We start from the raw sequence: 24,111 nt of genomic DNA, 5'->3' as shown, positions 1-24,111 counted from the left end.
GATCGTTCCGCCTTTCTTCACCGCATGCGACTGTCGTGGCCTCTATAAACCGGCAAAAGCCGCTTGTCAGCCTTGCCAAAGCGTCCTTCTCCGGCGATTTTGCCGGCATGCGCCCGGCCCTGCTCGATCCCCTTTTCGCTCCGCTCGCCTCGCTTCCCGGTATCGGGCCGAAAGTGGGAGAGCTTTTCGCCCGCCTGCTCGACGCGGAAAGCATCGACGATTGCCGCGTCGTCGATCTCCTGTTCCATTTCCCCCACAGTATCGTCGACCGGCGCAACCAGCCCGGCATCGCCCATGCGCCGCAAGGGACGATCGTCACCATTACCGGCCGTGTCGACCGGCACCAGCCGCCGCCTTCCGGAAAATCCAGCGTGCCCTATCGGGTTTTCCTGCATGACGACACCGGCGAACTGGCGCTGACCTTCTTCCGCGTGAAGGGAAACTGGCTGGAAAAGGCGCTTCCGCTCGACGAGACGGTGGTCGTCAGCGGCAAGGTGGACTGGTTCAACGGTCGCGCCTCGATGGTGCATCCGGATCACATGGTCCGCCTCGACGAGCAGGAGAACCTGCCGCTGGTGGAGCCTGTCCATCCGCTCACCGCCGGGCTCTCGCCGAAAGTGCTGCGCAAGGCCGTCGAAACCGCCGTCGCCCGCCTGCCCGACCTTCCGGAATGGATCGAGGAAAGCCTGCGCCGGCAACAGGGTTTTTCCAGCGCCGCCGCCGCCTTCCAGCGCCTGCACGACCCGCGCGACGAGACCGATCTCGATCCGCAGGCTCCGGCGCGCCGCCGCCTTGCCTATGACGAGTTCCTGGCGGGACAGATCTCGCTGGCGCTGGTGCGGCAGAAACTGCGCAAGGTGGCGGGCCGGCCCGTGCGGGCAACCGGCCTGCTCACCGCTCCCGTCGTCGACGCCCTGCCGTTTTCGCTGACGAACAGCCAGGAAGCGGCGATTGCCGATGTTCTCGCGGACATGGGCAAGGACCTGCGGATGCTGCGGCTGCTTCAGGGCGACGTCGGCGCGGGCAAGACGGCGGTGGCGCTGATGGCCATGCTGGCGGCGGTCGAATCGGGCGGACAGGCGGTGCTGATGGCGCCGACCGAAATTCTCGCACGCCAGCATTTCGCGACGATTTCCCGCATGGCCGGGCCGTCGGGTGTGGCGATCGACGTGCTCACCGGCCGCACCAAGGGACGCGAGCGCGACGCCATCCTGGAGCGTATCGCCTCGGGCGAGACACAGATCGTCATCGGCACCCATGCGCTCTTTCAGGACAATGTCAGCTACCATGATCTCGTGCTCGCCGTGGTCGACGAGCAGCACCGGTTCGGCGTGCATCAGCGCCTGCGGCTGACGGCAAAGGGCATTTCCCCGCATATGCTGGTGATGACAGCGACCCCCATTCCCCGCACCCTCGTGCTCGCCGCCTTCGGCGACATGGACGTGTCCAGGCTCACGGAGAAACCGGCCGGCCGCAAGCCGATCCAGACCGTCGTGATGCCGCAGGAGCGGACCGGCGAGATCGTCGACCGCCTGCGCAGCGCACTCGGCGCCGGAAAGAAGGCCTATTGGATCTGCCCGCTGGTCGAGGAATCGGAGGAAAGCGATCTCATGTCCGTCGAGGAGCGGCATGCGACGCTTGCGGGTGTCTTCGGCCCGGCTGCCGGCCTCGTGCACGGGCGGATGAGCGGGCCGGAGAAGGACGCCGCGATGCTCGCCTTCAAGAACGGCGAGACCCGGCTTCTGGTGGCCACGACCGTCGTCGAGGTCGGTGTCGACATTCCCGACGCCACGATCATGGTGATCGAACATGCCGAACGCTTCGGACTGGCACAGCTTCATCAGTTGCGCGGTCGCGTCGGGCGCGGCGACGAGGCATCGAGTTGCATCCTGCTCTACAAGGGGCCGCTCAGCGAGAACGGCCGCGCCCGGCTATCGATCATGCGCGAAACGGAAGATGGATTCCGGATCGCGGAGGAGGATCTGAAACTCAGGGGCGAAGGCGAGCTTCTCGGCACCCGGCAGTCGGGAACGCCCGGCTTTCGCGTCGCAAGCCTGGAGGCGCATGGCGATCTGCTGGAGATCGCCCGCAAGGATGCGGCCTATACGCTGGAGCGCGATCCGGACCTGACGGGCGAACGCGGCGAGGCGATCCGCACCCTGCTTTACCTCTATCGCCGCGACGAGGCGATCCGCTTCCTGCGCGCCGGCTGACGGGACTTCTCCATCGCCACGAAAACGTGATTTCGCAGATGGCTGCGGTAGCCGCATTATGGTCCATCCGCGAAAAGGAGAAATGCCATGAAGACAGTTCTCGCAGTCGCAGTCGTGCTTGCGCTTTCACCCTCGGCCGCTCTGGCCGATTGCGCATGGCACACCAAGGCAAGCGCCGCCGCCGATATCGACCGGACGATCGTCACGGCAAGCGTCCGCACCACCCAGAAGCAGGAACGCCTGCCGGCAACGGAAGCTCCGGTGCTCCAGCGGGATGGCGATACGACGCCCGCCGACGCAGAGTGATAACGGCAGGCCCCTTACGCCGGCCTATGTCTCCGCCGTGCCCGTTTCCGCGGGTTTGGGCGGCGCGCCTGATGCAACCGGCGGCGTCACGAGGCCGACGGAGATGATCAGCTTCGCGGCGTCCTCGGCGCTCATGTCGAGCGGGACGATCTTCTCGCGCGGCACATAGACAAGGAAACCCGCGGTTGGAAACGGCGTCGGCGGCAGGAAGCAGGCGACCATATCCTTGCCCATCGCCCGGAATTTCGTGGCGATCTCGCCGCGCGCGTCGGTCGCCACGAAGACGACCGACCACAGGCCGGCGCTTGGATATTCGACCAGCGCCGCCTGCGTGAAGGAGGTTCCCTTGTCGCGCAGCACCGTCTCGAAAATCTGCTTGAGGCTCTTGTGCACCGTGCGCACCAGCGGCATCCGGTAGAACAGCGAATCGCCGAATTGCAGGACGGAACGTCCGATCAGGTTCTTGCCGAGAAAGCCGACGAGGGTGATCAGGACCAGGGCGATCAGCAGACCGAAGCCGGGAATGGCGAATTGCAGATAGCTTTCCGGATTATACCGGGCGGGAATATAGGGCTTCACCCAGCTGTCGGCCCAATGGATGAAGGTCCACGTCAGCCAGATGGTGATAGCGATCGGCGCGCAGATGACGAGGCCGGCCAGAAAGTTATTGCGCAGCCGCATTGCAAGCGACTGTCTCGGAACCGTTTCGTTCATCGATCATCCAGCATCATGGCGAGACCGGCCTGAACGTGGGAGGCGCTCAGCCGTAAAAAGCGGGATGATAGGTAACCGTTCGCTCGCCGTAAACCGGCGAAAACGCCACAGACTGGAAATACTCCGGCGGCACGCCCTCCAGCCGCAGGCGCGCATCTGCGACAAAACCGAAACGGCCATAATAGGCCGGATCGCCAAGCAGCACGCAACCGGCTGCCGGCTTTTCCCGCAGGCGGGCAAGGCCGGTTCGCACCAGCGCGCCGCCGATCCCCGTCCGCTGCCGTTCGGGCGCAACCGAAAGGGGACCGAGGCCGAACCAGCCGTCCGTCCCGTCCGAAAGAGCGACCGGTGAGAAGGCCACATGGCCGACGATCCCGGTGGCGTCCTCGGCGACCAGCGAAAGCGTCAGCGCCGCCGCGGCCCGCAGACGATCGATGATCAGATGTTCCGTCCCGTCCGTATGCGGCGCGCTCGCAAACGCCCTCTCCGTCAGGTGACGGATCGCCTCGACATCGCCGCCCTGCTCGGTCCGGACGATCACTCGACGGTCACAGACTTCGCAAGATTGCGCGGCTGGTCGACGTCCGTGCCCATGAAGACCGCCGTATGATAGGCGAGAAGCTGGATCGGCAGGGAATAGATCATCGGCGCGACGATCTCGTGGACGGTCGGCATGACGATGGTCGCCATGGTCTCCAGCCGCGAGGCCGCCGCCCCCTTCTCATCGGTCATGAAGATGATCCGTCCGCCGCGCGCGGCGACTTCCTGCATGTTGGATACGGTCTTCTCGAAAAAGCGGTCGTGCGGCGCAATGACGATGACCGGCATGTTCTCGTCGATCAGCGCGATCGGTCCGTGCTTGAGTTCGCCGGCGGCGTAGCCTTCCGCGTGGATATAGGAAATCTCCTTGAGCTTCAGCGCGCCCTCCATGGCGAGCGGATAGCTGGTTCCCCGGCCGAGATAGAGCACGTCGCGGCATTTCGAGAGATCGCGCGACAATTGCTCGATGGCCGGCTGGATGGTGTTGAGCACGCGGCTCATGATGCGCGGCATTTCGCACAGATGGCGAACGAGTTCCCTTTCCTCTTCCGCCGAAATCGTGCCCCGCGCCCTGCCCGCCCCGACGGAAAGCGCCGCCAGCACGGCGAGCTGGCAGGTGAACGCCTTGGTCGAGGCCACGCCGATTTCCGGCCCGGCGAGAATGGGGAAGACGGAATCGGCTTCGCGCGCGATGGTCGATTCGCGCGTATTGACCACCGCGCCGATCTTCAGGCCCTGTTCGCGGCAATAGCGCAGCGACGCCAGCGTGTCGGCGGTCTCGCCGGATTGCGAGATGAAGAGCGCGGCCGAGGCCGGATTGAGCGGGATTTCACGGTATCGGAACTCGGAGGCCACGTCGATTTCGACCGGCAGGCGCGCGTAGCGCTCGAACCAGTATTTGCCGATCAGGCCGGACAGGTAGGCGGTGCCGCAGGCCGAAATCGCAAGGCTCGGCACCGATGCGAAATCGATCTCGCCCGTGACCGGCTTCACCTCGTGGCGCAGGAAATCCACATAGTGGCCCAGCGCGTGGGAAATCGCCTCCGGCTGCTCATGGATTTCCTTTTCCATGAAATGCCGGTGGTTGCCCTTGTCGATGAGATAGGCGGCGGCGGACGAGATCTGGCGCGGACGCTCGACCCGATTGCCGTCGTTATCGAAGATGAAAGCGCCGTCACGGCCGAGGATCGCCCAGTCGCCGTCGACCAGATAGGCGATCTCATTGGTGAAGGGCGCAAGCGCGATCGCGTCGGAGCCGAGGAACATTTCGCCCTGGCCATAGCCGATGGCGAGCGGCGGACCGCTGCGCGCCGCCATGATCGTGGACGGGTCGTCCTCGAAGATCACCGCCAGCGCATAGGCTCCCGTCACGCGGCGCAACATGGCATGCATCGCCTCACGGCGGCCAAGGCCTTCGCGGCGATATTTCGCCAGCAGTTGCGCCACCACTTCCGTATCGGTCTCGGTGGTGAAGGCGGCGCCTTCGGCGGTCATTTCATCGCGGATCTCCGAGAAATTCTCGATGATGCCGTTGTGAACGACGGCGACACCCTCCACGAAATGCGGATGGGCGTTGGCTTCGGTCGGCGCGCCGTGGGTCGCCCAGCGCGTATGGGCCACGCCGATCGTGCCGCCCAGCGGCTCCTCGGCCAGCCGCCTCTCCAGGTTGAACAGCTTGCCTTCGGCGCGGCGGCGCTCCAGCCGGCCGTCGACGATGGTGGCGACGCCCGCCGAATCGTAGCCCCGGTATTCCAGCCGCTTGAGCGCTTCCACGAGCCGGCCGGCAACAGGCTGGTTTCCAACGATACCGACAATTCCGCACATGAGCCGCTTCCCTCGATCAGGCCTGAAGATGTTTGCCCCTTGGTAGAGGTTTTTGCCCGGGGCGCAACACGGGGGTGCTCACTTTCGATTGCAAGCGTTAACGCGGACGACCACGGCTGTTGCAGGCGAAGGGCCTCAGGCGCCGGACTTGCCGCGCGCGTCCTTGAGCGCCCTGTTGCGCTCGCGGATGACGGCGGCGCGCCCTTCCTTGTTTTCCTGGCGGGCGCGGCCGAAGGCCACGGCATCGTCCGGCACGTCGGCGGTGATAACGCTGCCCGAGGCGACATAGGCCCCCTCGCCGACCGAGACCGGCGCGACAAGCGAGGTGTTCGATCCGATGAAGGCGTCAGCGCCGATCTGCGTCACGTGCTTGTTGATGCCGTCGTAATTGCAGGTGATCGTGCCGGCGCCGATATTGGTTCGCGCACCGATGAAGGCGTCGCCGATATAGGTCAGATGGTTGACCTTCGCGCCGGGGCCGATCTCAGCCTTTTTCACTTCGCAGAAATTACCGACCCGCGCACCCTCGCCGACCGATGCGCCGGGCCGCAGGCGGGCGTAGGGACCGATCTGCGCGCCGGCGGCCACCCGCGCGCCCTCGATATGCGAAAAGGCGTGGATCACCGCGCCGCTCTCGATACGGACACCGGGGCCGAAGACGACATTCGGCTCGATCGTCACATCGCCGGCGATTTCGGTATCCCAGGACAGGAAGACCGTTTCGGGCGCGATCATGGAGACGCCGCCGTCGACCATCATCTCCCGCCGCCGGCGCTCCTGCCACAGCTTCTCGATGAATGCGAGTTCCGCGCGGTTGTTGCAGCCGGTCAGTTCCGCCTCGGCCGCTTCGACCGCGACGGCCCTGCCGCCCGCCGCCCGCGCCACCTCGACGATATCGGTGAGGTAATATTCGCCCTTGGCATTGGCATTGCCGATACGCGCGATCAGGTCGAGCGCCTTGTAGCCGTTCAGCGCCATCAGGCCGCCGTTGCAATAGGTTATGGCGCGCTCCGCCTCGCTCGCATCCTTGTGCTCGCGGATCGCCAGCAGTTCCTCGCCCTCGATGATCAGCCGGCCGTAACCGGTCGGATCGGCGGTGCGGAAGCCGATGACCACGACGTCCGCGCCGTCCGCAAGCTGCGCACGCGCGGCTTCGAGCGTCGCTGCGGTGATGAGCGGGGTATCGCCGAAGACGACGATCAGGTCGTCGTGCCCTTTCGCGATGGCCTCACGGGCGGCAAGCACGGCATGCGCGGTGCCGAGACGTTCCGTCTGGATATGGACGGAGCTTTCGACAGACGGATGGGCCGCCGCCGCCGCCACTTTCTCCGCGTCGCGGCCGAGCACCAGCGCCACCTCCGAAATGCCCGCCCCGGCGAGCGTATCGACGACATGCGCGATCATCGGCCGGTTGGCCACGGGATGCAGCACCTTGGAACGCGACGATTTCATGCGCGTGCTCTCGCCGGCGGCCAGAACGACGGCAAGGGATGTACGTTTCGTCGAAGCGGCGGTCATGGGAATCCTCGTCTGTCTTTCGATCTTGCCGCTTCTTAGCAAAAAGCCATCGCGCCGCACAAAGGGATTTCGACCGGGAAAGCGACGCCGCCTGCGGTCTATTCGGCGCTGCTGCGCAGGCGGCTTTCGGAAAGCAGCCCGCTTTCGTCGAGAATCGGATAGGCGACGGAAACGACATGGGCGGTGATGCGCTTGAGATCGCGCAGGATATCGAGATGGACGGAACTCGTCTGGAGACTGTCGAGCCGGCCGTCGCGCAACCGTTCGAGGTGGCGTTCGGAAGAGTCCTTCTCCATATGCCGGACCTCCACCTTCACCTCCATGAGCTGGCGGGCAAGCCCCGTGTCGCGGGTGACGAAGATCGTCTGCGCGATGCGCAGGTTCTCGATGGTCAGGTTGAACAGGTTGCACAGTTCCTGATAGCCGTCCTCGGAAAACTTCATGCCGTTGACGATCTTCTTGCGCACCTGCCCTTGCAGGCTCTTGTCGATGATGTCGCCGATATGCTCGAGGTTGATGGCATAATCGATGATGACGCTGGAGCGGGCGGCATTCTCGCCGGTGATACCCTTCCGCCCGAGGCGGGAAAGATAGATCTTCACCTCCTGCTGCAAGGCATCGACCTGCTGCTCCAGCGCATCGATATCCTTGAGCGGCGCCAGATCGTTCTCGTTGAAGGCCCGCATCGTCCTGATCAGCATGGTTTCGATGAGATCGCCGACGCGCAGCACCTCGCGGGTGGCGCCGGAGAGCGCCACCACCGGACTGGAGAAGGCCGATTCGTCGAGATATTTCGGGCCGGTTTCCGGCTGCGCCTCTTCCGGAACCAGCCGTTCCATCAGCCGCGACAGCAGCCCGGAGAGCGGCCAGAAGACCAGCGCCACGACAATGTTGAAGGCGAGATGGACATCGACCGGCAGTTTCGAAGGCGGCAGCGGCAGCGCCGCGAGCAGCATGGCGATCTCGTCGGCGAGCGGCAGCGCGGCCAGGCAGCCGATCGCCCGCACCAGCAGATTGCCGATCGTCACCCGCCGCGCCGGGGCGGCCGCGTTCAGCGTCGCGATGACCGGCGGCACCGCGCCGCCGAGATTGGCGCCGAGGACGAGAATGACGGTCAGCGGCGGCGACAGGATGCCCATGGCCGAAAGCGAGAGGATCAGCACGACCACCGCGAGGCTCGACGAGGAGAGGATGGCAAGCACGGTCGAGAAGGCGAGCGCCGCCGGCCATGCCCCGTCGAGCAGCGTCAGGAAGGCTCCGAGCGCCGGCGACTGGCGCATCGGCTCCGTGGCAAGGCCGAGCAGGTGCAGCGACAGGAGCATCAGGCCGATGCCGACGAGCGCGAAACCCAGTCCCTGGCGCGCGCTGGAACTGCTCGACTTGTAGATGACGACCCCCGTCAGGATGATCAGCGGCGATATGGACTCGATGCCCGAAGCCACCAGCCAGGCCGTGACGGCAGTGCCGACATTGGCTCCCAGCAGCACGACCTGCGCCATACGGGCGCGAACGAGATTGCGTTCGACAAAGGAAGCGATCATCAGCGCCGTCGCCGTGGAGCTCTGGAGCGCGACCGTGGCGATGAAGCCGGCGGCGAAAGAACGCACCGGACCGCCCGTCCCCACCCCGAGGCCACGGCGCAGCCGCACGCCGAAAGCCCGGGTCATACCGTCCTTGACCAGCGTCAGGCCGAACAGCAGCAACGCCACCGCTCCGAACAGGTTGATCATGACAACGGTCGATTCCACGGCTATCCTCTATCTATCGGCTCCGTCTGCGCCCGGGACCACCTCCGCGCAAGCCGCCCATGCGAGCATGAACCGGCCATAAACGAAAGTGCGGAACCCGGAGATAAGCGTATAATTTCAGAAAAAAATCCTTTGCCGGCGAAAGAAACCGCTCTTGCCTGCTCCATTTGCGCCGGCGGCGGAAAGACTGCCGGAAACAGGCGTTTCAAACCGCATGTTCGCGGACTTCAATTCCGCCGAACTTTCCGTTATGAGACGGGTTCCGGCCGACCCGCCGCCACATGAGGACATAGAGACGATGCTCGACGCACTGAGACGCGGCGCCCAGACCTGGGTTGCCAAAGGCCTGCTTATCATTCTGGTCGGTTCCTTCGCGGTCTGGGGCGTTTCAAGTTCCGTCGTAACCGGCGGGGCCAACGCGGTGGTCACCGTCGGGGATGTCACCGTTTCACCCACTGATTTCCGGCTTGCCTATGAGCGTCAGGTGGCCACGCTCTCGCAACGCTTCGGCACGCGGCTCACCGCCGAACAGGCGCGCGCCTTCGGCGTCGAAAATCAGGTTTACGCCGAGCTCGTCGCGGGAGCCGCCCTCGATCAGCTCTCGCGCGACATGAACCTCGGCCTTTCGGAAGGGCGGCTGGCGCAGCTCATCGCCGACGATCCGGCGTTCCACGGCGCGAACGGCCAGTTCGATCGCCTCGCCTTCTCGGCGATCCTGCGCAACGCCGGCCTTTCGGAAAACGACTATATCAACAACCGCAGCCAGGTGGCGGTCCGCACCCAGATCGTCGAGGCTCTTTCCGACGGCTATGAGGCGCCCGCGACACTGGTCGATGCGCTGCGCCTTTACCGGGACGAAAGCCGCACCATCGATTACCTGCTGCTGACCAACGCCAATATCGATCCGGTCAAGGCCCCCGGCGACGATGTGCTCGCTCCGTGGTTCGAACAAAACAAGGCGAACTACCGGGCGCCCGAGTATCGCAAATTCGTCTATGTCTCGCTGGAACCGAAGGACCTCGTCGATACGGCCACCGTGACGGAGGAGGCGATCCACGCCGAATACGATCGTATCAAGGAGCGTTACCGCACGCCCGCCACGCGCACCGTCGAGCAACTCGCCTTCCCCGACCGCGCAGCAGCGGATGCGGCGGCGGCGAAGCTTTCCTCCGGCTCCACCTTCGACGATCTCGTCCGGGAACAGGGAAAATCCTCGACCGACGTGCTGCTCGGCGATTTCACCAGCGGCGGCCTGCCCGACCCGAAACTGGCGGAAGCCGCCTTTGCCGTCGCCGCCGACGGCGGCACGACGCCCGTCGTAGAAGGCGCTTTCGGGCCGGTCATCCTGCGGATCACCAATATCCGCGCCGAAACGGTCAAATCCTTCGACGAGGTCAAGGAAGAACTGCGTCAGGAACTCGCCCTGTCGGAAGCCTCCGAAGGGATTCTCGGCGTTCACGACCGTATCGAGGACAGCCGCGCCGAGGGTGCGACGCTTGCCGAGGCGGCGCAGCAGGCCAATCTCAAGGCCGTCACGATCGAGGCGATCGACGCCCGGGGTAATGATGCGGAAGGTGAGGAAATCATCGGCATTCCCGAGCGTACGGCCCTTCTCGCCGATGTCTTCAAGGCGGATGTCGGCGCCGAGACGGCGCCGGTCAACATCGGGCGTGAAGGATACGCCTGGTTCGAGGTGCTGGACATCATTCCGGACCGGGACCGCACGCTGGAGGAGGTTCGCGATCGCGTCGTGGCCGACTGGACGGCCGAACAGCAGCGCCAGTCGCTCGCGGAAAAGGCCGGCGAACTGGCGGAAAGCCTTCGCAACGGCGACGATCTGGCGACGGTTGCCAGCGACATGGGCCTGGCGGTCGAAACCAAGACCGGTCTCAAGCGCGGAGCACAGGATCCTGTCCTGAGCGCTGCGGCGGTCACCGCCGCCTTCGGCGGGCCGGCCGGCCACATCGCCAATGCTCCGGGCGTCGACGGCGAGGGCCAGATCCTTCTCCAGGTGACGGAAGTCGATGCCGGCGCTGCCGGCGACGCGCTGTCCGGCGAGGAGCAACAGGTCGCAGCCGTCGCCCGCGCCAGCGGCGACGACATTCTCGACCAGATGGTCAATGCCCTCCAGGCTCGCTACGGCGTTTCCATCAACCGCACGCTCGCCGAACAGAACGTTCCCCGCTAAGAGGAGGCGGAGCTCCATGTCCGACCTGAAATCCCATATCGCGAAGGTCGCCCTCGGCACGCCGCTCGACCGGACGGAGGCGCGCGCCGCCTTCGAAATCATCATGTCGGGCGCAGCCACGCCGTCGCAGATCGGCGGCTTCCTGATGGCGCTGCGGGTGCGCGGCGAGACTGTCGAGGAAATCTGCGGCGCAGTCGGCTCCATGCGGGCGCGGATGCTGCCCGTCGATGTCCCCGCCGATGCCGTCGATATCGTCGGCACGGGCGGCGACGGCGCCGGCACCTATAATATCTCCACCCTCGCCGCGATCATCGTGGCCGGCGCCGGCGTTCCGGTCGCCAAGCACGGCAACCGCGCGCTCAGTTCGAAATCCGGCACGGCCGACGCCTTGTCCTGCCTCGGCGTCAATCTCGATGCGAGCCCGGCCGGCATCGCGCGTTGCGTGCGTGAGGCGGGTCTCGGCTTCATGTTCGCGCAACAGCACCATCCGGCCATGAAGCATGTCGGCCCGTCGCGGGTCGAACTCGGCACCCGCACGATCTTCAACCTGCTCGGCCCGCTTTCCAATCCCGGCGGCGTCAAGCGGCAATTGCTCGGCGTCTACTCGCCGCATTGGGTCGTGCCGATTGCCGAGGTCATGCGGGAACTGGGTTCGGAAAGCATCTGGGTGGTGCATGGCTCCGGCCTCGACGAGATTACCACCACCGGCACGACGCAGGTGGCGGCGCTGGAAGACGGCGCTATCCGCACGTTCGAACTGACACCGGCCGATTTCGGCCTGCCGCAAGTGACGCTCGACGACATCCGCGGCGGTGACGGCGCGCACAATGCCGCAGCGCTTCTTTCGGTGCTGGGCGGCGCGCATATGCCCTATCGGGACATCGCGCTCGCCAATGCCGCCGCCTCCTTGGTAATCGCCGGCAGGGCCGAGACTCTGAAGGAGGGCATGGCGCTGGCTGTCGACTCGCTGGAAAGCGGCCGGGCCAATACGGCGCTCGAACGGCTCGTCGCCGTTTCCAACGAAGAGACGGCGGAATAGGAGCACGCCTTGACCGATATCCTGAAGAAGATCGAAACCTACAAACGCGACGAGATCGCCGCCGCCAGGGCGCAAACCCCGGCCGTCGAGCTTCGCGCGCGCATCCGCGACCAGGAGCCGCCGCGCGGCTTCCTCGCTTCGCTTGCCGCAAGGAAGCAACAAGGCGCCTTCGGCCTGATCGCCGAAATCAAGAAGGCCAGTCCCTCGAAGGGCCTGATCCGGCCGGACTTCGATCCGCCGGCGCTCGCCCGCGCCTATGAGGCGGGCGGTGCAGCCTGTCTTTCCGTCCTCACCGATCGCCCGAGCTTTCAGGGCGCGCCGGAGTTCCTCACGACCGCCAGACAGGCCTGCGCGCTGCCGGCGCTGCGCAAGGATTTCATGTTCGACAGCTATCAGGTGCTGGAGGCCCGGGCCTGGGGCGCGGACTGCATTCTCCTCATCATGGCGTCGCTCGACGACAACGAGGCCGCCGCGCTCGAGGATGCCGCCTTCTCGCTCGGCATGGACGTGCTGGTGGAAGTCCACGACAGGGCGGAAATGGAGCGTGCGCTGAAACTGCGTTCCAGGCTCATCGGCATCAACAACCGCAACCTGCGCACCTTCGAGGTCGATCTCGCCACGTCGGAGACACTGGCGGCGATGGTCCCCGAGGACCGGCTCCTCGTCGGCGAAAGCGGCATCTTTACCCATGCGGATTGCCAGAGGCTCGGCAAGGTCGGAATCTCGACCTTTCTTGTCGGCGAAAGCCTGATGCGGAAGGACGATGTGGAGGTCGCCACCCGCGCCCTTCTTTCCGGCGAGGCCGGGGCAGTAAGATGACGGGCGGCGGACTGACCCATATCGACGCGTCCGGCGAGGCAAGCATGGTCGACGTCGGCGACAAGGCCGAGACCGTGCGCATCGCCACCGCCGAGGGCCATATCCGCATGACCGCCGCCACGCTCGACCTCATCCTCGCCGGCAACGTCCGGAAAGGCGACGTGATCGGCACGGCCCGTCTTGCCGGCATCATGGCCGCCAAGCAGACGGCAAGCCTCATCCCGCTCTGCCACCCGCTGATGCTGAGCAAGGTTTCCGTCGACATCCGCGAGGACCGGGCCCTGCCCGGCCTTCGGGTGGAGGCGACGGTGAAGCTTACCGGGCGCACCGGGGTCGAGATGGAGGCGCTGACCGCCGTCAGCATCGCCTGCCTGACACTCTACGACATGGCGAAGGCCGCCGACCGGGAAATGGAGATCGGCGGCATTCGGCTGACGGCGAAATCCGGCGGCCGTTCCGGCGATTACCGGCGACAGGAAGCCGGCTGATGGCTCTCCTTCCCGTCGCCGACGCCCTCGACCGCCTGCTTGCAGACGCCGCTCCCGTCGCCCGCACGGAGCGTATCGCCCTTGCCGATGCGGAAGGACGGATCCTCGCCGAAGATCTCGCCGCCCGGCTGACCCAACCGCCTTTCGACAATTCCGCCATGGACGGCTATGCCGTCCGCCATGCCGATATCGCCGAACCCGGTTCCGTCCTGCGCGTCGTCGGCCAGGCGGCGGCCGGCCATTTTTTCGAGGGAACGGCGGGGCCGGGCGAAGCCGTGCGCATCTTTACGGGCGCTCCCCTGCCCGCCTTCGCCGATACCGTGCTCCTGCAAGAAGACGCGGAACGGCTGGAAGACGGCCGTATCCGCACCACCTTCGTCACTGCGAAAGGGCGTCACATTCGCCGGCGTGGTCAGGATTTCACCGAGGGCGAGACCGTGTTGCAGACCGGCCAACGGCTCGATGCGGGCCGTCTGACCGTGGCCGCCGCCATGAATCACCCTGCGGTCGTCGTCCGCGCCCGTCCGCGCGTCGCTCTGCTGGCCACCGGCGACGAACTCGTTGCGGTGGGCACGACACCCGGCCCGGGCCGGATCATCGCCTCCAACAGCTTCGGCGTCGCCGCGATCGCACGCGCCGCCGGCGCGGAAGTGATCGATCTCGGTATCGTCGCCGATGATCGTGGCGCGCTTCTGGCCGCCGTCGGGCAGGTTCGCGATCTCGGTATCGACGTTCTGGTGACCCTTGGCGGCGCATCGGTGGGCGACCACGATCTCGTCCAGCCGGTATTGCGTGAAGCCGGGATGGAGCTTGATTTCTGGCGCATCGCCATGCGGCCGGGAAAGCCGCTGATGGTCGGCCGCATGGCGGGCGTCCGTGTCGTCGGATTACCCGGAAACCCTGTTTCGAGCCTCGTCTGCTCCACGCTTTTCCTGGAACCGCTGGTGCGCCGGCTGGCCGGTCTGCCGCCGCTCGACCGGCTGCGCCGTGCGGTCACCGCCACCCCTCTTCGGCAAAACGAGCACCGTCAGGACTACATGCGCGCCAGCCTTTCCCGCACGCCATCGGGCGAATGGGCCGCAACCCCGTTCGACAAGCAGGATTCCTCGATGATGAAGGACTTCGCCCGCTCGGACGCCCTCATCGTCCGCCCCCCCTTCGCTCCGCCGGCGGCCGCCGGCGAGGCCTGCGACATCCTCCTTCTGCGCGACTCCGCCGGCTGACGATCCGGGGGTATCCGGCATTTTCGGCAGGAAAGAATGAATGAGAGGCCGCCTTGAGCCCGAATTGGCGCAATAACAAGGATGTGCAGCGGCGATGCGTCGATTGGGATGGGTCACACTTCCAAGCCTTGCCCCGCAGGGGAAGGCGGTGGTCGGAGTGGAGAGATTCGAACTCCCGACCCTCTGGTCCCAAACCAGATGCGCTACCAGGCTGCGCTACACTCCGTCCGTTGCGGACGCGATGGGAGATACACGGAACCTGCCGACGTCGCAACAGCAAATGGCCGTTGTGCAGCGAAAGATCGTCAGGGGGTCTGGCCGGCTTGTTCGATCAGCGCGTTTCTCACGCGATTTCCGGTCCTGATACCGAATTGCCGCACAGTGCCGGCATTGAGTTCCAGCACGAAGTCGACCGGCACTTTCGAATCGATGATCGCCTCGGAAAGAGGTTTAGCGTTTTCGTGAATGCTGCGGATCCTGCCGTCGCGGCCGATGAACAGCATATCGAGCGGCAGATAGGTGTTACGCATCCACATCAGGACCTGCCGCGTCTCGCCGAAAGCAAAGAGCATGCCCCGGTCCGGCGCCATTTCCCTGCGGTGCATCAGGCCGCGTTCGCGCTGGCGCGGGGTGATCGCCATCTCGACGGTGAAATCATGATGCTTTCCCTTCGCCACCTCGATCCGCAGCGACTGGGTCTCAAGGGCTTCATCCGCCCGTACGGGAACCGAAAGCATGAAGGACAGGATCGCCAACCCGACGACAAGCCGGATAACCGCCGCGCACGGCAGGGCGAGCCGCATCAATGGGCCCTGTTGCCCGGAAGCGGCGTATCCGGATGAATCTCCGCCGCCATCAGGCCCTTCTCGCCGTCGCCGAAGCGGACGAGCACCACCTGCCCCGGTCGCAGCTCCGTCAGGCCGAAACGGCGCAACGTCTCCATATGGATAAAGATGTCCTCGGTGCCCTCGCCGCGGGTCAGGAAGCCGAAACCCTTCGTGCGGTTGAACCATTTGACCAGAACGCGCTCCAGCCCGCTCGTCGGCGTCACCTGCACATGCGTCTTGACGGGCGGCAGTTGCGAAGGATGCACAGCCGTGGACTGATCCATGGAAAGGATGCGGAAGGCCTGATAGCCGCGCTCGCGCCGCTGGATCAACGCCACGATACGGGTTCCCTCGAGCACGGTCTGATACCCGTCGCGGCGCAGGCACGTCACATGCAACAGCACATCTTCCATGCCGTTGTCCGGCACGATGAAGCCGAATCCCTTGGCGATATCGAACCACTTGATGGCGCCGGTGATCTCGATCAGATCGACGGCGTCGCCGCTCTGGTCATCACGCATCGTGACTTCCTTCGAAGACATCCTGTCCGCCATCGCCTGCCAGCCCCTTAATTTACGCGTCACACGACTTACGGTTAACTGATTCTTGTCGATCAAGATAACATTGTCCCGCCGCGAGCGCGCAAGCCCTTTTAAAAGTTTTGCCCACCGCCAGCATAGGCGTCAAGGCTTGCCTCAAGCTGACAAAAATCTAAGTCTTATGACCGGTTCAATATCTGGAGGACATTCCAATGCGTTATCTTCATACGATGGTCCGCGTGAAAGACATCGACGCATCGCTGCATTTCTATTGCACCGTGTTCGGCCTGGTCGAAGTGCAGCGTCGCGAAAGCGAGAAGGGCCGTTTCACACTGATTTTCCTGGCTGCCCCCGGAGACGTGGACGCGGCGCGCGACAACAAGGCGCCCTGCCTCGAACTCACCTACAACTGGGATCCCGAGGAATACACGGGCGGGCGAAACTTCGGCCATCTCGCCTATGAGGTCGACGATATCTATGCGGCCTGCCAGAAGCTCATGGACAACGGCGTCACCATCAATCGTCCGCCGCGCGACGGACATATGGCCTTCGTCCGCTCGCCGGACGGCATCTCCATCGAAATCCTCCAGAAGGGCGAAAGCCTCGCCCCTGCCGAACCCTGGGCCAGCATGGCCAATACCGGCGAGTGGTAGGAGCGACCGGGACGCAAGGTCCGGGCAACGCCCGTCGCCTATCTCTATTCGCTGTCAACATTTTATCGCCGCAATCGACCGGGAACTTGCTACCGGTCGATTCGCCGCGGGAAGAGGCGAATTCTGGTCATTTCCATAATGCCGGCATTTGTTTAGTAACCGTTTTGGTTTTCGGCCGCATTCCTGCGGTCGGAACCTCCCAATCGCAGTAGCCGCGCCGTGCACTTCGTGCTTTTCCGGATGCGGTTGTGATCTTTTGAATGAAATGCCTGACCGGCGGCAAGACCGAAGGGCCAGAATGTCGAAAGCGGGGGAAAACCTTTGCCTGACACCCATGGAAAGCCGACAGGCCTCAAATCATTTCGTTACGGCCTGCTGCTTGCCGCCTCGCTGATCGCCCTGTCAGGGTGCGTATCGGCCGTCACATCGGATATGCGCGCCGACGCCGACGATAGCCCGCCGCTTGCGACGGAAGAAAATCCGGCGACGGCGGAAGTCCCCGCAGCGCAACCCGAGGCCGGAATTGCGTCCGCCGCTGCATCCGGCCCGACCGATCCGGCAGCGGAAGCGACAGGCGCCGACATGGCCGACGTAGTCATGCAGCCGACGCAACTCAACGCCGGCGCTTCCAGCATCTATTCGAGCGGCGGCAGCGTTCCGGCCTATCGGGCGGAAAGCGTCAGAACCAATGCCGCCGTCAACAGTCTCTACTCCAGCGGGGCTACCGCCGAAACGGGCCGCCTGCCGGTGGATGACATGCCGAGAACCGACGCCGGCGCCTCCCCGCCCTACACCACGGAAAGCGACGAGCAATCAGCGATCCTGCCGGAGCAGGTGCCGGTCCCGACATCCGTCCGGACGGCGCTCATCGATGAAAAGGGCAGCCGCAACGCCGCCGAATACGCCCTTCAGGCCAATGCCGAAACGGCGGTGAAGGCGATGGCCGGGGAAACCGCCGGAACGAAGCCGGCGGAAAGCGGAAAGCCCAAGACGCTCGCTTCGCTTTTCACGCGCAAACAACCGCTTGCGGAGCCGTCGCCCGATGCCGCCACGCCGAGGCAACCGCGGCAGGTCCTTAATCGCGACAGCGCGGCGGCCACCCGCAGGGCATCCCTTGGCTTCAGCAACACCAATCTTCCCGGTGTCTCCGTCAGCAGCCTGCCTTCGGATAGCAGTCACAGCGAGGCGGAGGAAGCAGCCGAGAATCACGGTCAGCCGGAATTCAAGGAAGTTGCCTCGCTCGCCGGGCTCGCCCGTCTGGCGCCCAACGGTCTCTGGCTACAGACGGAAAACGTCAAGACCGGCTGCTTCAAGCCGGAACTGCTGAACGTCCTGAAGACTGTCGAAAACCATTATGGCAAGCCGATCATCGTCACGTCCGGCCTGCGCGGTGTAAAGCGTAACCGGGCGAAACAATCCCTGCACACCCGGTGCGAGGCGGCGGACATCCAGATCGCCGGCGTCGACAAATGGGAGCTTGCGAACTATCTGCGGAGCCTTCCAGGGCGTGGCGGGGTCGGAACCTATTGCCACACGGAATCGGTTCATATCGATATCGGCCCCGAGCGCGACTGGAACTGGAACTGCCGCCGTAAAAAATGAAACGTCGCCCCAATAGGCGGTATTCATTCGATTATTTATGTCGAGACCCACTTCCGGCCGGGTATCTCTTTTTTGACGAGAGGCGTTTTTTCCGACTTGCGGAAGCCGGGAGCGCCCTCTATAAGACGGCCATCGCACGCGCCCTTCGTCTATCGGTTAGGACGCCAGATTTTCATTCTGGAAAGAGGGGTTCGACTCCCCTAGGGCGTGCCACCTTCTTCTCCATTTCCCCTTTGATCATCTCAGCCAGAGTGTTCTGGATTCCTCCCTTCCAAATGCTTTGGAAAAAGTGTCGGCGAAGCGATTTTGACGCTTGCGAATCCGCCGGGACGTGATTAGAAGACGGCCACCGCACGCGCCCTTCGTCTATCGGTTAGGACGCCAGATTTTCATTCTGGAAAGAGGGGTTCGACTCCCCTAGGGCGTGCCACCCTCCCCGATCAGACGCAAGCCTCGCGCCGTATTCGAAGCGCCACCTCGTCAAGGGCAATAAACATAAAAAAATCCTGCATTTAGGGCTTGCGGAAAGCAACGCTCCCGTCTAGAAGACGACCATCGCACGCGCCCTTCGTCTATCGGTTAGGACGCCAGATTTTCATTCTGGAAAGAGGGGTTCGATTCCCCTAGGGCGTGCCACCCTCCCCTTTTTTTAAAGACAACGCCCGGCGATAACCGTCCGACGCTGCTTGCGAAGCGGAACGGTCTCAGAACGCCTTTGCCGCATCGAGAATGCGGAACTGGATGCGGCGGCTTCCCTGCCAGCTATCGGCCGACAATGTTCCGGCGACATGCGCCGCCTCTCCCCGCGCCTTGACCAGGAAAAGACCGAGGTCGGTTTCAGCCGCACGAAAGGCCATCGCGTCCAGCCGTCCGCCATCGGGACCTTCGAGCGCGACGCGCAAATGGTTGGCGCCGACCGAACGCACGTCCCGGATGCGATGGGCGGGCAGGGCAAAGACCGGCTGGGGATGACCCGAGCCATAGGGCCCGGCCTGCTCCAGGAGGTCGGCAAGCGCCAGCGTCGCGCCGCTTGCGGCAAGCGCGCCGTCGATCTTCAGCGTCTCGCGGGCGACGAGATCCCGCACGCTGCGCGCGGAGCGCTCCTCGAAGAAGGTGCGCAAACGGCCAAGATTGGCCCGCTCTACCGTCAGCCCGGCCGCCATGGCATGCCCCCCGCCCTTGACGAGAAGCCCCTCCTCCACAGCCGCGCGCACCATGCGGCCGAGATCGAAGCCGCTGATCGAGCGGCCGGATCCCGTCCCCCGCCCGGACGGATCGAAGGCGATGGCGAAGGCGGGCCTGCGGTAGCGATCCTTGAGGCGGGAGGCGAGCAGGCCGACGACGCCCGGATGCCACCCTTCCCGCGCCGTGACGATGACCGAGGCGTTTTCCCCGGATCCGTATTCGGCCTGAGCCTCGGCATCCGCCTCGGCCAGCATCGCCACTTCCATGGCCTGGCGCTCGCGGTTCAGTTCGTCGAGCTGGCGGGCGATGCGTTCGGCCTCGGCGGGGTCGTCTAGGGTGAGCAGCCGGCTTCCCAGCGCCGCGTCGCCGATGCGGCCGCCGGCATTGATGCGCGGGCCGACGAGAAAGCCCAGATGGTAGGGCGTCACCGGCCCGCCGATGCCTGCCTGCTTGAGAAGCGCCGTCAGTCCGACATTGCCGAGATGCCGCGCGGCGATGAGCCCCTTGACCACATAGGCGCGGTTCAGTCCCTTGAGCGGCACCACGTCGCAGACCGTCGAGAGGGCGACGAGATCGAGCATCGTCAGGAGATCGAACGAACCGGCACGACCGTCACCACGGCCGCGCAGCAGCCGCTGCAAGGCGACCAGAACGAGAAAGACCACGCCGGCGGCCGAAAGATTCCCCTGTCCGGAAAGGTCGTCCTCGCGGTTCGGGTTGACCAGGGCAAGCGCCGGCGGCAGGCTCTCGCCCACCTGATGGTGATCGATCACCACCACATCGATGCCGCGCTCGCGTGCCGTGGCAAGCGATTCGTGACTTGTCGACCCGCAGTCCACCGTGACGATCAATTGCGCGCCACGGTCGACGAGCTGGCCGATCGCCGCCGGATTGGGGCCGTAGCCCTCGAAAATACGATCCGGAATGTAGATCTCCGCCTCGATGCCGAAATGCGAGAGGAAACGGTAGAGCAAGGCCGAGGATGCCGCGCCGTCCACGTCGTAATCGCCGAAGATCGCCACGCGCTCCCGACGCTCGATGGCCCGCGCCAGCCGCTCGGCCGCCGCCTCGCAATCCATGAGACTGTAGGGCTCGGGCATCAACCGGCGCAAGGTCGGGTCGAGGAATTCGAGCGCGGTTTCGGATGCGACGCGGCGGGAGGCGAGAACCCGCGCGATAAGCTCCGGCAGGCCGTGAAGCTGGCTCATGGCCAGCGCCCGATTCTCTCCGGCCTGGTCGAGCCTGGCGACCCAGCGCTGGCCGCTGGCCGAGCGTTCGACGCCAAGGAAAGCCCGGTTTACCGGATCCGCGTTTTCCAGCATGCTCATGTCAACTCCCGAAAGAGCCTTGGAAACACCATGCCCGCTCTTCGAAGAAATGGCCGAAGGCGGGCACGGGAAGAAGATCGCTTTCGCGGCCGGTCAATCAGCTGGTCTTCGGACGTTCGATGCGAATGACCTGCGGCTCGCCCACCAGATATCCTTCATTTCTGATGGCGGCCACGGCCTTGCGCACCGAATCCTCCATCGTCGCATGGGTGACGAGAATGATCGTCTTGGAATCGTTTTCGTCACCTTCGGCAACCGCCTGCGCGCGCTGCACGATCGATTCGAGCGAAATGCCGTTGTCCGCCATGTGCCTTGCGATGCTGGCGAAGACGCCCGTGCGATCTTCGACCGACAGGCGGATGAAATAGCCGCCATGATGCTTGCGGATCTGGGCACGCTTGTAAGAGGCGAGCGTGGCGGCGGGACGGCCGAGAACCGGCACGGTCTGCGCGCCCGGCCGGCTCTTGGCGATATCGGCGATGTCGCCCAGCACGGCGGAGGCCGTGGCGTTACCGCCGGCGCCGGGGCCGACCATCAGCAATTCGCCGAGGATATCCGATTCGATCGCCACCGCATTGGTAACGCCGTCGACTTCGGCGATCACCGAATCGAGCGGCACCATCGTCGGATGGACCCGCTGTTCGATGCCCGTATCCGTCCTCTGGGCCACACCCAGGAGCTTGATACGATACCCGAGATCGGCCGCCGCCCGGATGTCGTCGATGGAGATATTGGAAATGCCTTCCAGATAGATATCGTCCGCGGCGATTTTCGTGCCGAAGGCGAGCGTGGTGAGGATCGCCAGCTTGTGGGCGGTGTCGTTACCCTCGATGTCGAAGGTCGGATCGGCTTCGGCATAGCCGAGACGCTGCGCCTCGGTCAGGCAGGCCTCGAACGTGAGCCCCTCCTTCTCCATCTTGGTCAGGATGTAGTTACAGGTGCCGTTCATGATGCCGTAGACGCGCGAAATCGTGTTGCCCGTCAGCGATTCCCGCAGCGCCTTGATGACCGGAATGCCACCGGCGACGGCCGCTTCGTAATTGAGCAGGCAGCCGTGCTTTTCCGCCAGAACGGCAAGCTCCACGCCGTGGGCGGCCAGCAGCGCCTTATTGGCGGTAACGACATGAAGGCCCCGCGACAGCGCCTTCTTCACGGCCGCATAGGCCGGGTCGTCCGCACCGCCCATCAGTTCCACGAAAACATCGATCCCGCCCTCGCGCGCAAGGGCGACCGGATCGTCGAACCATTGTGCGCCGGAAAGATCGATGCCCCGGTCGCGATCGCGATCGCGGGCGGAGACGGCCGAAATCTCGATCGGCCGTCCGCATGTCGTTTCAAGCATGTCCCTGCGTTCGACGAGAATCCTCGCAAGCGCGGAACCGACGGTTCCCAAGCCTGCAATGCCGATCTTCAGGGCATCAGCCATGGTCATGTCCTAACGTTTATTGAAAGTCCCCCGCCGATTGCGGAGGGAACGGGTCAGCGGTGGGAGTTGATCGAAACGACGTTATGCAACGTCTCGTCGGCGGTGGAGAAGAATTTCTTGATGTTGCGCGCCGCCTGACGAATGCGGTGCTCGTTTTCCACGAGCGCCAGACGCACGTAATCATCGCCCTGCTCGCCGAAGCCGATACCGGGAGCGACAGCCACATCCGCCTTCTCGACCAGCAGCTTGGAAAATTCCAGCGAGCCGAGATGGCGGAATTTTTCCGGAATCTTCGCCCATGCGAACATGGTCGCCGCAGGCGGCGGCACGACGAACCCGGCTTTGCCGAAGCTTTCCACCATGACGTCGCGGCGGCGCTTGTAGACGTTGCGCACTTCGGCAATGTCGGAACCGTCGCCGTTCAGGGCGTGGGTCGCGGCGACCTGGATCGGCGTGAAGGCGCCATAGTCGAGATAGGACTTGACGCGCGTCAGGGCGGCGATCAGCCGCTCGTTGCCGACCGCAAAGCCCATGCGCCAGCCGGGCATGGAGAAGGTCTTCGACATGGAGGTGAATTCGACCGTGATATCGACCGCGCCGGGAACCTCGAGCACCGAAGGCGGCGGCGCGCCATCGAAATAGATCTCCGAATAGGCAAGGTCCGACAGGACGATGATGTCGTTCTTCTTCGCAAACGCGATGACGTCCTTGTAGAAATCGAGCGTCGCGACATGGGCCGTCGGGTTCGACGGATAGTTCAGGATCAGCGCCAGCGGCTTCGGAATGGAGTGGCGCACCGCGCGCTCGAGCGGCGCGAAGAAGCTCTCGTCCGGCTCGACCGACATCGAACGGATGACGCCGCCGGCCATCAGGAAGCCGAAGGCATGAATGGGATAGGTGGGATTCGGGCACAGGATGACATCGCCCGGCGCGGTGATCGCCTGGGCCATATTGGCGAAGCCTTCCTTGGAGCCGAGCGTGGCGACGACCTGCGTCTCCGGATCGAGCTTGACCCCGAAACGGCGTTCATAATAGGCCGCCTGGGCGCGGCGCAGGCCCGGAATGCCCTTCGACGAGGAATACCGGTGGGTGCGCGGATCCTGCACCACTTCACACAGCTTGTCGACGATGGCCTTCGGCGTCGGCAGGTCGGGGTTGCCCATGCCGAGGTCGATGATATCGGCCCCGCCGGCTCGCGCGCTTGCCTTCAAACGGTTGACCTGTTCGAAAACATATGGCGGCAGGCGGCGGACTTTGTGAAACTCTTCCATTTCTAACCCCGTTGGGCGCGGACCCTTCCGGCGGGACTGCCGGATTGGACGAAGATCCGCGCGGATGACGTTCCCGAGTAACAGAAAATACGGTCAGAAAAAGGCGCTTTTCCGTACCGGAGGCTGTTTCGGACCATCGCTGGCTTTGCTGCCAAACAGCAAGAAAGGCAAGCGTTAATTCTCGCCCTCGATCGCCGCCAGCGTCTCTTTCCCGTGGCTCTGGCCCAGCGCCTGAAGCTCCGCGAGGCGCCGGCGGTATTCCGCCTCGGAGACCGCCCCGGAACGTCGCTGGCCCGCGAGCGCCGAAAGCCGGGCCTCCATTTCCTGCGCCGCCGCGTTGCTCATCTGCGGAGCGGCCGCGCTCACCGGCGCCGTGATGTCCGGATAGACGCCCGAACGATCCGCTCCGGCATTGGCCGTGGAGACGGTTTCCTCGCGCGAGGTGGACGTGCAGGACACCAGGCATAGCGACAACACCGCAACGGCCGCCGCCGCGTGCATCCTTCTCATTTCGAACGCCATCAGGGCACTCCGCTCCCATTGCCGACGACGAGGCGGCCCGCGCGGCGTCAATCCTGCGCCGTTCCGCCCCTTCCCTTCCCGCTGCGGAAAGGCTGTCTGGCGCTTGTAATCTTTTTCGGGCAGAATGTAAAAATACAA

20 protein-coding genes and 4 tRNA genes are annotated in these 24,111 nt (G+C 64.6%); 12 read left to right on the top strand and 12 right to left on the bottom strand.

Annotated features, from left to right (window positions below):
* Window positions 1-107 precede the first annotated feature (107 nt).
* Window positions 108-2,213: an ATP-dependent DNA helicase RecG gene (gene recG, locus KYK29_RS00330; protein ID WP_254690032.1), complete on the top strand. Its 2,106-nt coding sequence runs from the start codon at window positions 108-110 to the stop codon at window positions 2,211-2,213.
* Between the two features lie 87 nt (window positions 2,214-2,300).
* Window positions 2,301-2,519 carry a hypothetical protein gene (locus KYK29_RS00325; RefSeq protein ID WP_254688866.1) on the top strand — a complete coding sequence of 73 codons (219 nt, stop codon included), beginning with the start codon at window positions 2,301-2,303 and terminating at the stop codon, window positions 2,517-2,519.
* 24 nt (window positions 2,520-2,543) lie between these two features.
* Here KYK29_RS00325 and KYK29_RS00320 read toward each other — a convergent pair whose 3' ends face one another.
* The 5 genes from KYK29_RS00320 to KYK29_RS00300 form a co-directional block, all read right to left on the bottom strand.
* Entirely contained in the window at window positions 2,544-3,233 is a 690-nt protein-coding gene (locus tag KYK29_RS00320) for a DUF502 domain-containing protein (protein ID WP_254688865.1), read from the bottom strand.
* Window positions 3,234-3,279: 46 nt separating this feature from the next.
* Entirely contained in the window at window positions 3,280-3,774 is a 495-nt protein-coding gene (locus KYK29_RS00315) for a GNAT family N-acetyltransferase (RefSeq protein ID WP_254688864.1), read from the bottom strand.
* Window positions 3,771-5,597 carry a glutamine--fructose-6-phosphate transaminase (isomerizing) gene (gene glmS, locus KYK29_RS00310; protein ID WP_254688863.1) on the bottom strand — a complete coding sequence of 609 codons (1,827 nt, stop codon included), beginning with the start codon at window positions 5,595-5,597 and terminating at the stop codon, window positions 3,771-3,773. Before glmS ends, KYK29_RS00315 begins: the two co-directional genes overlap by 4 nt.
* A gap of 135 nt (window positions 5,598-5,732) precedes the next feature.
* A complete protein-coding gene (glmU, locus tag KYK29_RS00305) occupies window positions 5,733-7,115 on the bottom strand; it encodes a bifunctional UDP-N-acetylglucosamine diphosphorylase/glucosamine-1-phosphate N-acetyltransferase GlmU (protein ID WP_254688862.1) in 1,383 nt (460 codons plus the stop codon).
* 98 nt (window positions 7,116-7,213) lie between these two features.
* On the bottom strand, window positions 7,214-8,863 hold the full coding sequence (locus KYK29_RS00300) for a Na/Pi cotransporter family protein (protein WP_254688861.1): 1,650 nt from the start codon (window positions 8,861-8,863) through the stop codon (window positions 7,214-7,216).
* Window positions 8,864-9,161: 298 nt separating this feature from the next.
* Between KYK29_RS00300 and KYK29_RS00295 the strand changes: the two genes are divergently transcribed.
* The 5 genes from KYK29_RS00295 to KYK29_RS00275 are packed head-to-tail and all read left to right on the top strand — an operon-like array spanning window position 9,162 to window position 14,620.
* Window positions 9,162-11,051, top strand: coding sequence for a peptidylprolyl isomerase (locus KYK29_RS00295; RefSeq protein WP_254688860.1), 1,890 nt, complete (start codon window positions 9,162-9,164; stop codon window positions 11,049-11,051).
* 16 nt (window positions 11,052-11,067) lie between these two features.
* Window positions 11,068-12,090 carry an anthranilate phosphoribosyltransferase gene (gene trpD / locus KYK29_RS00290; protein ID WP_254688859.1) on the top strand — a complete coding sequence of 341 codons (1,023 nt, stop codon included), beginning with the start codon at window positions 11,068-11,070 and terminating at the stop codon, window positions 12,088-12,090.
* A gap of 9 nt (window positions 12,091-12,099) precedes the next feature.
* Complete coding sequence (gene trpC, locus KYK29_RS00285; RefSeq protein WP_254688858.1) at window positions 12,100-12,909, top strand: indole-3-glycerol phosphate synthase TrpC; 810 nt, start codon at window positions 12,100-12,102, stop codon at window positions 12,907-12,909.
* The gene (moaC, locus tag KYK29_RS00280; protein ID WP_254688857.1) at window positions 12,906-13,397 is read left to right on the top strand and encodes a cyclic pyranopterin monophosphate synthase MoaC; all 492 of its coding nucleotides are present in this window, start codon (window positions 12,906-12,908) and stop codon (window positions 13,395-13,397) included. Before trpC ends, moaC begins: the two co-directional genes overlap by 4 nt.
* The gene (locus KYK29_RS00275) at window positions 13,397-14,620 is read left to right on the top strand and encodes a molybdopterin molybdotransferase MoeA (protein WP_254688856.1); all 1,224 of its coding nucleotides are present in this window, start codon (window positions 13,397-13,399) and stop codon (window positions 14,618-14,620) included. Before moaC ends, KYK29_RS00275 begins: the two co-directional genes overlap by 1 nt.
* Window positions 14,621-14,769: 149 nt before the next feature.
* Here KYK29_RS00275 and KYK29_RS00270 read toward each other — a convergent pair.
* The 3 genes from KYK29_RS00270 to KYK29_RS00260 all read right to left on the bottom strand — a co-directional run bounded on the left by KYK29_RS00270 (window position 14,770) and on the right by KYK29_RS00260 (window position 16,001).
* Window positions 14,770-14,846 (bottom strand) — tRNA-Pro (locus tag KYK29_RS00270).
* A 79-nt stretch (window positions 14,847-14,925) separates the two neighbouring features.
* Complete coding sequence (locus tag KYK29_RS00265; RefSeq protein ID WP_437437201.1) at window positions 14,926-15,423, bottom strand: DUF192 domain-containing protein; 498 nt, start codon at window positions 15,421-15,423, stop codon at window positions 14,926-14,928.
* The gene (locus KYK29_RS00260; RefSeq protein ID WP_254688855.1) at window positions 15,423-16,001 is read right to left on the bottom strand and encodes a cold-shock protein; all 579 of its coding nucleotides are present in this window, start codon (window positions 15,999-16,001) and stop codon (window positions 15,423-15,425) included. Before KYK29_RS00260 ends, KYK29_RS00265 begins: the two co-directional genes overlap by 1 nt.
* A gap of 197 nt (window positions 16,002-16,198) precedes the next feature.
* On the opposite strand from KYK29_RS00260, the gene KYK29_RS00255 reads away from it, so the two are divergent.
* The 5 genes from KYK29_RS00255 (at window position 16,199) to KYK29_RS00235 (ending at window position 18,877) form a co-directional block, all read left to right on the top strand.
* A complete protein-coding gene (locus KYK29_RS00255) occupies window positions 16,199-16,639 on the top strand; it encodes a VOC family protein (protein ID WP_254688854.1) in 441 nt (146 codons plus the stop codon).
* A 321-nt stretch (window positions 16,640-16,960) separates the two neighbouring features.
* Entirely contained in the window at window positions 16,961-18,241 is a 1,281-nt protein-coding gene (locus KYK29_RS00250) for a D-Ala-D-Ala carboxypeptidase family metallohydrolase (protein ID WP_254688853.1), read from the top strand.
* A 138-nt stretch (window positions 18,242-18,379) separates the two neighbouring features.
* A tRNA-Glu gene (locus KYK29_RS00245) sits at window positions 18,380-18,454 on the top strand.
* Window positions 18,455-18,596: 142 nt separating this feature from the next.
* Window positions 18,597-18,671, top strand: a tRNA-Glu gene (locus tag KYK29_RS00240).
* Between the two features lie 131 nt (window positions 18,672-18,802).
* Window positions 18,803-18,877: transfer RNA gene (locus tag KYK29_RS00235), tRNA-Glu, on the top strand.
* Window positions 18,878-18,945: 68 nt separating this feature from the next.
* On the opposite strand, the gene recJ is transcribed toward KYK29_RS00235, so the two are convergent.
* From recJ to KYK29_RS00215, 4 genes are all read right to left on the bottom strand, one after another.
* The gene (gene recJ / locus KYK29_RS00230) at window positions 18,946-20,754 is read right to left on the bottom strand and encodes a single-stranded-DNA-specific exonuclease RecJ (protein ID WP_254688852.1); all 1,809 of its coding nucleotides are present in this window, start codon (window positions 20,752-20,754) and stop codon (window positions 18,946-18,948) included.
* 97 nt (window positions 20,755-20,851) lie between these two features.
* The gene (locus KYK29_RS00225) at window positions 20,852-22,180 is read right to left on the bottom strand and encodes a homoserine dehydrogenase (RefSeq protein ID WP_254688851.1); all 1,329 of its coding nucleotides are present in this window, start codon (window positions 22,178-22,180) and stop codon (window positions 20,852-20,854) included.
* Window positions 22,181-22,233: 53 nt separating this feature from the next.
* On the bottom strand, window positions 22,234-23,451 hold the full coding sequence (locus KYK29_RS00220) for an LL-diaminopimelate aminotransferase (RefSeq protein WP_254688850.1): 1,218 nt from the start codon (window positions 23,449-23,451) through the stop codon (window positions 22,234-22,236).
* A gap of 174 nt (window positions 23,452-23,625) precedes the next feature.
* Window positions 23,626-23,973, bottom strand: coding sequence for a hypothetical protein (locus KYK29_RS00215; RefSeq protein ID WP_254688849.1), 348 nt, complete (start codon window positions 23,971-23,973; stop codon window positions 23,626-23,628).
* Window positions 23,974-24,111 lie beyond the last annotated feature (138 nt).

The organism is Shinella daejeonensis (genome assembly GCF_024281235.1).
GTDB lineage: Bacteria > Pseudomonadota > Alphaproteobacteria > Rhizobiales > Rhizobiaceae > Shinella > Shinella daejeonensis.
The sequence above is the reverse complement of the archived record's forward strand: the minus strand, read 5'-3'. Positions and strand labels throughout refer to the sequence as shown.